This is a genomic window from Gilliamella bombi (assembly GCF_900103255.1).
GTDB classification, from domain to species: Bacteria; Pseudomonadota; Gammaproteobacteria; order Enterobacterales; family Orbaceae; genus Gilliamella; species Gilliamella bombi.
The window spans coordinates 1-1,838 of the sequence record NZ_FMWS01000090.1 but is presented as its reverse complement, the minus strand read 5'-3'; the positions used below and the strand labels follow the sequence as shown (position 1 = coordinate 1,838).

General features: G+C 28.8%; 2 protein-coding genes. Both read left to right on the top strand.

Annotation, left to right across the window (positions count from 1 at the left end; genetic code table 11):
* On the top strand, positions 1 to 811 hold an 811-nt coding region (locus tag B9N71_RS12200; RefSeq protein ID WP_208610517.1), incomplete at its 5' end, for a M23 family metallopeptidase.
* 14 nt (positions 812 to 825) lie between these two features.
* Positions 826 to 1,644: a hypothetical protein gene (locus B9N71_RS12195; protein ID WP_085166095.1), complete on the top strand. Its 819-nt coding sequence runs from the start codon at positions 826 to 828 to the stop codon at positions 1,642 to 1,644.
* Positions 1,645 to 1,838: the final 194 nt, after the last annotated feature.

Here is a 1,838-nt window from a genome sequence, read left to right as displayed (position 1 = left end):
GTGGAAACAAGTGGCACAGGCTCAAGCTCAAACTCAAACTACCAGCACTGAACAAAGCGATGCGAATGTTAATACTGATACACCGAAACTATCCAATCTATCAACTGACGGCAAGGCATGGTTTATTCATCCAGTGGCGATGGTGGATTATTTTAATATTAGAAGTACTGAAATTATTTTCCCATTAAAAGTAAAACCAATAAACAATTTTGATATGCAATTTGGTAAAAGATTTAATTGGACTAAAAATGATAATCAAACAATGTTTGGATCGAATCGTAGTGGTGGTAAAAGGAAACATGCGGGACGAGATCTATATACTGAACCTAACACAGAAATTGTTGCAATATGTGATGGTGTTGTACTACAAATTAGTGGATTTTATTCAGAAACCGATCAAATAACAATAAAACATAAAACGAGTAATGGACGTCAATTTATTATTCGTTATGGCGAGGTAGATCATAAAAGTATTAATGTTAAAGTTGGCGATGTTGTTAAGCAAGGTACTGTACTTGCAAAAACAGGATTATTATTAAAAGAACTCAAAGTTGGTGAAAAAAGTGGCCATACCATTGAAATTAAAATTAATTCTAAACAAACGAAAAAATATAGACCATTATTAACTATTGATGGTCACGTTATTTATATGTTGCATTTAGAATATTATTCAGGTGAAAACGGTTTAGATTTAAAAAATCCATTAACTAATAGAGCAAACTTGCCATACCAGAGGCGTGCAGATTTATTAGACCCTCTAGAATTATTAAAAGAAGGATACCGTAATTCATTTTCATCTGAACCTCAATAATTTGGAGGAGTAAAATGTTAAAATTTTTGTATATAAATTTATTTATAATTTTATTGCCTTATGTCGCTTATGCATCAGATATTAATTTGGCTAAAAATAATTATTATATGTTGATGAAGGATAATTTAAGTGAGCAACTTCTACAAACAAAAGAAGGCAAGTTATTAGTTACAAAATTAGATAATCTGATTTTTTTGAATCAAGATAAAATAGTTCTTTGGGGATGCGATTTTAAACAAATGAAAGAAAGTTGGGAAGATATCAATAAGCAATTAAATCAAAGTGATTTTTTTAAAGATTATGATAATGAGTTAAGAAAACATCATTTAACCTTCAGAAATTTTATCAAAGTTTATACTAATGATAGAAATAGTTCATCAAATATTTGTAATAGCAGTGATCATATGAATATTATTTTACTTGATAATAATAATCTAATGATACCTTACGAAAATGAATTGATTTTTTTTAAGCGTTTATCAGAAGAACAAGAAAATAATATCAATAATTATCATAATAATGTTAAATGCCTTGAAACTAAACGAGTTGACATGGATATTACTGATATTTGTTATTATCAAAACATGACAATATTGGATGTATATGAAGCAATGAGTTTTGATCCTTCAAATTTATTTAGAAAAAAAATCAAACAGGGGGAAGATTTTTCGGATATTTACGAAGATGATTATATGAGAGTTGAAGTTGAATATAAATGGAAAGGGAAAAATAAGCTAGAGATTGCCCAATATTTTGATGGTGGAGAGGCTTATTACACATTTGTTAATCAAGAAAATAGAACAAAATTAATAACTAAACTTTCGCCAGATTAAAAAATGATACAAAATGGTAGTTTTTAGTGGATTAAGGTTACTCGGAGATAATAAGTAAAGTCTGATCCTCGCCAAAAAAGTGGACAAAAGTTGCCTCTATGATATAAACAAAAATCATAGGAGACAAATATCATGGTCAAAAAATTTAGTATCGAATTCAAACAACAATCAGTGGATTATGCGTTATCTAATGC